Genomic DNA, 5,145 nt, shown 5'->3' on the forward strand with positions numbered 1-5,145 from the left:
AAGGATGCACGGCCCCGATGCAGCCGGGCCGCCGCCCTTCGAGGCTTGCTCTGCGGCGCGGCGCGCCACAGAGCGCGCACCTCAGGTTGACGGTCCGACTTTCTCTGACAGGAAGCGAGGAAGGCTCGATGCCGGACGAAGCGCGCCCTCACTCCTCCGGCAACCCCGCATCCACCTCGGCCTGCACGACTCGTTCCCACGCCGCGATACAGACCGGGCTTGCGTTCTTCATTGGGGGCCAGACGCTTTGCCTGTTGGTGCCGGGCCGCAAGCGCAGGCCCTCCGCGATCGCGGCCCTCGCCTCCTCGTCCCGGCCCAGCCTCTGATAGGCCGCGGCGAGCAGGAAATGCGAGCGGCCGGTGCCCGGCGTGATGGCGATCGAGCGCTGCAGCCACGGTAGCGCCTCCTCGTAGCGGCCCATCAAGGCATTCGCCGTGCCTGCGCCGAGCAGCCAGGTCCAGCGCGAGGCCGGCGGCGTGTCGTAACGATCGGCCTGCTGGAACGTGGTGAGCGCATCGTCGAAGCGGCCGAGATAGATCTGGCCCAAGCCGATCAGATAGAGCGCCGCCCCGTCCCACGGATCGAAGCTCAAGGCTTTGGCGCAGGTGACGAGGCTTTCGACGAAATGGTTGGTGGCGCTGAGGAAGCGGCAAGAGGCCTCCAGCACCGGGATCGAATTCGGCCTCGATCGCAACGCCTGCTCCAGCGTTGCATAGGCGTTCGCCTCGACAATGGCCGCCTCCTCCGGGCTGAACCAGACCATCTGGATGCCGCGCATCTGCAGCGAAGCGAGCGCAACCGCGATGTCGAGATTATCAGGATCGTCGCTCAGCGCCTTCTGCAGCATCGCCTGCGCCGCGCCAAAACGTTCGCGCGTGGTCTGGTTGATCGAGGCGAGCGCCTGCTCGACCGCGACCTTGTCGCCGCCCGCCGACGATGTGCGGCGCGCCGATGACGATGCGCTCGGCTCCAGCATCTCATTGAGGCGGCGCGCCAGCACATGGCCGACGCCCGCAGCGAGCCGCGCCTGCACAAGCTGCGCGTCCAGCGCCTCGACATTGACCGAGACTGTCGCGACCGATTGAACCTCGCCGCTCGCAGTCTTGATGATGCGCGCACGCAGCGTCCAGGACTGATCGGCGAGCTGCAACTCGCCGCGCAGCTCGTAATCGGATGAGGTGGCAGGCACGGCCGGGCTTTCGCCGCCCGTGACCGTCGCCACCAGTGGCGTCACCACGCTGATGTTCTGGATCCTGGCAAAACCGTCGGTCAAACGGCCGGTGACCTCCGCCGCCATCGCCACGCCACGGGAATCGCTGCTGGCATCAACGATCGGCATCACCGCGATGCGCGGCGGCGTCCGCTTGAACAGCAGGTCCGGCTTCAGCGCCGGCGCAGCCACGGCGAGCCCCATGACGACCACGCCGAGACCCACGGCGGCGGCAGCGACGGCACGACGGCTCAAACCGAACATCGCGCGCGGCGGCCGCACAGGCTGCGCCGCGACCACGGCGGGCCGCATGGGCTCGCTTTCATCCGCAGCCAACGTCGGCGGTGCCTCGGCCTGCGCCGTGACATCAGGCGCCTCCACGACCTCCGTCGCCAGCAGATAGCCGCCGCCGGAGGCGAGCTTGATCAGCTGCCGCCGGTCGTCGCCGAGCGCGCCACGAAGCTCGCGGATGCACTGGAACAGGCTGTCCTCGCCGACATGGACGTTCGGCCAGATCGCCTCCATCAGCTCCTGCTTGCCAAGCACGCGGCCGCCACTGCTGGCGAACAGCCGCAGCATCTCGAACGTCTTGGGCCGGAGCTTGATCGGCGTGCCATCGGCCCCGCGCAGCTCCGCGCGCGGCAGGTCCAGCTCGAAGCCGGCGAAACGAAGCAAGCGAACCCCCAACACGTCTCTCAAGGCGGGTCATATAGCCGAAGTCTGGCGAAAATGCCCGAAAATCGGCCCTGAAACGCAAATATCAGAAACTTTCAGAAACTAGCCAACCCCTTATCAGGACACCACTCCCGCCCGGTGCGAAGAATCCCCTCGAGGACTCGGGACCTGCGTGTTGGGGGAAGTGGTGAAGACCGGGAAAGATTGTTTCAAAGCGGGCGGCCGCCTGCGGGCCGCGCTGCTGACGTCGTCGGCGCTGGCCCTGGCCTGGGCGCTGCCGGCCGCGCCGGCGCACGCCGCGTCGAACGGCACCTGGCTCGCCTCTCCCGGCAGCAACGATTACAGCAACGGCGCCAATTGGGACGGCGGCTTCGTGCCGGTGGGCACGGCCTCGTTCGGCACATCGAACACCACCAGCCTGGTGATTACGAGCGCCAGCGTCGGCGGCTGGACCTTCAATGCCGGCGCCTCGAACTACACGTTCGACGTCAGCAACTCGCTTTACTTCACGGGCGCTGGAATCACCGTCAACGGCGGCGGTGTCACGATCAACATCAACGGCGGCGACCTTGCGTTCTCCGGCAACAGCACGGCCGGCAATGCCGCGATCAACAACAACGGTCAAATCGAGTTTGCCACGACCGGTCCCGTCACGGCCGGCTCGATCTCGGGCAGCGGGGACTTCGACCTCGGCTTCAACCAACTGACGGTCGGCTCCAACAATCTGTCGACCGAAGTGACCGGAGCTATTTTCAACGGCTCGCTGGTCAAGATCGGCACCGGCACGCTGACCTTGTTGGGCGCCAAGACCTATGCCGGCGGCACCACGATCAACGGCGGCACGTTACAGCTCGGCAGTGCCGGCGGCGGCGGTGCCATTCTGGGGAGCGTCACCGTTGGCGTCGGCGGCACGTTCAGCGTCTTCAACGGCGACACCAGCGGCATCACCGGCATCACCAACGACGGAACCACGGTCTTCCACAACGGAAGCGGCGCCGGCAGCGCCACCATCTCAAACAGCGGCGGCCTCTCGTTCTACGACGACAGCACGGCGGGCGCTTCAACCATCACCAACACGGGACACGGCACCGTCGACTTCTACGACCGCAGCACGGCCGGCAACGCGACCATCAACCATAGTCCCACCGATTACACCGCCGCTATCACCTTCCACAATTCCAGCACAGCCGGAACCGCCAACATTACCAACGATGGCGCCGGCTCGGTTTATTTCCGCGACGCAAGCACGGCGGCAAGCGCAACCATCAACAACAACCTCAACAGAACGATGGCGTTTTACGACGCCAGCACGGCCGGCAGCGCGACCATCAACAACTACGGCGGTCTGACATATTTCTACGGCACGAGCACGGCCGGCGGCGCCAACATCACCAACTTTAGCTACGGCCAGCTCAGCTTCAACGGCTCGAGCTCGGCCGCAAACGCCAACATCGCCAGCGGTTACTTCGGCTTCGTCGGCTTCTTCAATTCGAGCACGGCTGGCAGCGCCACCATCAACATCAATGACTACACCGGCATGCTGAATTTTCACGGCGCCAGTACGGCCGGCAGCGCCACCATCACCAACACCGGCAATGCGTTATTTTACGACACCAGTACCGCTGGCAGCGCGACGATCAATAACAACAGCATGCTCTCCTTCTACGGCTCGAGCACGGCTGGCACTGCTGTCATCACCAACGCCAACTCGGTCACTTTCAATCAGATGAGCTCGGCTGCGAGCGCCGGCATTACCAACAACGGTGTCCTGTCCTTCAGTGGTTCGAGCACGGCGGCAAGCGCAGCGATCACCAATAACCTTGCAACGAATTTCGCCGGCGCCAGCACGGCGGGAAGCGCGAGCATCACCAACACCTATAATATCCTTTTCAGCGGCAATAGCACGGCCGGCAACGCCGTCATTACCAACAATGGAGGCGGTCCCTTCCACAATTCCGTCGGAAACGCCTCTTTCATGGACAACTCGACTGCGGGCAATGCGCAGTTGATCAACAACGACCCGAGCGCCGTCTTCGATTTTTCCCGCAGCTCCGGCCCGAACGGCGATCACAAGCTCAGCGCCGGCTCGATTGCCGGCAATGGCACGTTCTATCTCGGCGATAACGAACTCACGGTCGGCGGCAACAATCTGTCGACCGCCGTCAGCGGCGTCATTGCCGATGGTGGCAGCACCAGCGGCACCGGCGCCTCGCTGGTCAAGACCGGCACCGGCACGCTGACGCCGTCAGGCGCCAACACCTACACCGGCGGCACCACCTTCGCCGGCGGAATCGTCAGCGTCTCCTCGGACGCCAATCTCGGCGACCCCTCGGGCAGCCTGACCTTCAAGGGCGGCACCTTGCAGGTCACCGGCACGACATTCACCACCACCGCACGCACCGTCATTTTGGGGGCCGGCGGCGGCACATTCGACATTGCGGACGCCGCCAACGATTTCACCGTCAGCCAGAGCATCAGCGGCAGCACACTGACCAAATCAGGCGCCGGCACGCTGACCTTGACCGGCGCAGCAGGTTTTTCCGGCGCGACGGTGTCCGCCGGCACGCTGGCATTCCTCGGTAACACGGCCGGTAGCGCTGATATCACCAACAACGCGCAGCTGGCGTTCTACGGCAACGCCACAGCCGGCAGCGCGACCATCCGCAACAGCGGCAATGTGCTGTTCGACGGCAACTCCACGGCCGGCAACGCGCAGCTCATCAACACCGACCCCAGCGCAATCATCAACTTTTTCACGCCCGGCCCGGGCGGCCATGGCAGGATCACTGCCGGCTCACTCGCCGGCAACGGCCGCTTCGACCTCAACAGCACAGAGCTGACTGTTGGCAGCAACAATCTGTCGACGACAGTTACCGGCGTGCTCACCGGCGACGGAATGGTTACTGGAACATCGCTGGTCAAGACCGGCACCGGCACGCTGACGCTGGCAGGCATCAACACCTACACCGGCGCCACGATCGTGAACGGCGGCGCGCTGGCGGTGAACGGCTCGATTGCGTCGTCGAGCAGCCTCACCGTCAACAGCGGCGGCACGCTCGGTGGCACCGGCATCGTCGGCAACACGACCATCGCGAGCGGTGGTACGCTGTCGCCCGGCAATTCCGTGGGCACGCTCACCGTGAGCGGCAATGTCGCCTTCAGTGCCGGCAGCTTCTACCGGGTCGAGGTCTCCACCACCGCCGCCGACCGAACCAACGTCTCGGGCACCGCGACACTCACCGGCGCCACCGTGCAGGCGG

2 protein-coding genes are annotated in these 5,145 nt (G+C 65.3%); one reads left to right on the forward strand and one right to left on the reverse strand.

Annotated elements, in window-relative coordinates; all coding sequences use genetic code 11:
• Positions 1–148: 148 nt before the first annotated feature.
• Positions 149–1,885: a tetratricopeptide repeat protein gene (locus AOQ71_RS38325; RefSeq protein ID WP_057758381.1), complete on the reverse strand. Its 1,737-nt coding sequence runs from the start codon at positions 1,883–1,885 to the stop codon at positions 149–151.
• Positions 1,886–2,072: 187 nt separating this feature from the next.
• Between AOQ71_RS38325 and AOQ71_RS38330 the strand changes: the two genes are divergently transcribed.
• A partial coding sequence (locus AOQ71_RS38330) for a beta strand repeat-containing protein (protein ID WP_205668302.1) occupies positions 2,073–5,145 on the forward strand: 3,073 nt, incomplete at its 3' end.

Source organism: Bradyrhizobium manausense (assembly GCF_001440035.1).
Classification (GTDB): domain Bacteria; phylum Pseudomonadota; class Alphaproteobacteria; order Rhizobiales; family Xanthobacteraceae; genus Bradyrhizobium; species Bradyrhizobium manausense.